Source organism: Actinocrinis puniceicyclus (assembly GCF_018283645.1).
GTDB lineage: Bacteria > Actinomycetota > Actinomycetes > Streptomycetales > Catenulisporaceae > Actinocrinis > Actinocrinis puniceicyclus.
In genome coordinates this window covers 1-1,097 of sequence record NZ_JAGSXH010000339.1, presented here as the reverse complement: position 1 = coordinate 1,097, position 1,097 = coordinate 1, and the positions used below count along the sequence as shown (strand labels likewise).

Here is a 1,097-nt window from a genome sequence, read left to right as displayed (position 1 = left end):
TATTGAGCCGTGTCTCTTCGCTGGCTTGGTCGTTGGTTGAGCTGTGAGACTTGAGAACGTGGACGCCCGGCGCATTCCGCCGCAGGCGCAAGAGGATCTTCGCCGTCGGGTGGTGTCCGCGGTGGAGCGCGGGATGTCGCAGGTCGAAGCGGCAGAGGTCTTCGACGTCTCGACCCGGTCGGTCTCGCGCTGGTGGAACGCGTTCCGGCGCAAGGGATCCAAAGCCCTGGCCAGCGGCAAACCAGGTCAGCGGCCCGGGGTGCAAAAGGCACTGTCCAAGGCGCGGCAAAAGGCCCTGTGCCGCACGATCTTGCAGCAGACTCCGGCACAGGCCGGCGGCGAGGGGCTGCTGTGGACCCGGGCCGAGGTGGCGGCCCTGATCATGCGCCGGTACCGGATCCGGCTGAGCCTGCCGACAATCGGCAAGTACCTGCGCTCCTGGGGCCTGTCCCCGCAGCGCCCGGTGCGCCGCGCGTACGAGCAGAATCCGGCCGCGATCCGCGCGTGGCTGACCGAGACCTACCCCGCGATCCTCGCGAAGGCGAAGGCCGAAGGCGGGATCGTGCTCTGGCTCGACGAGTCCGGGATCTCCTCGACCGCCGAACTCGGCACCACCTGGACGATCACCGGGCAGACCCCGGTGCTGCCCAAGACCGGCCAACGCTTCCGCGTCAACCTGATGGCCGCGATCAACAACCAGGGCAGGCTGCACTTCACCGTCTACCAGGGCTCGCTGACCGTGGCGCGCTACCTCGCGTTCCTGGACCGGCTGGCCACCGACTACGCCGGATCCCGCGTCCACCTGATCGCCGACCAGCACCCCACCCACAAGGCCAAGACCGTCACCTCGTGGCTGGCCGAGAACGACCAGCGCATCGTCCAGCACTTCCTGCCCGGCTACGCCCCCGAACTCAACCCGGTCGAACTGCTCAACGGCGACACCAAGCGCGAGGTCGCGAACAAGGCAGCGCCCCGCAACCGGCTCGCCATGGCCGCCGCCATCAGAGCCCACCTACACCGCCTCCAGAAGCAGCCCACCCGCGTGATCTCCTTCTTCCACAAACCCGAGGTCACCTACGCAGCAGCCTGACCACGAC

The 1,097-nt window shown here is 68.2% G+C and carries 1 protein-coding gene; it reads left to right on the top strand.

What is annotated here, in order from left to right; all coding sequences use genetic code 11:
* The first annotated feature begins 43 nt into the window (after positions 1–43).
* Complete coding sequence (locus KGA66_RS29170) at positions 44–1,090, top strand: IS630 family transposase (protein WP_211472842.1); 1,047 nt, start codon at positions 44–46, stop codon at positions 1,088–1,090.
* Positions 1,091–1,097: the final 7 nt, after the last annotated feature.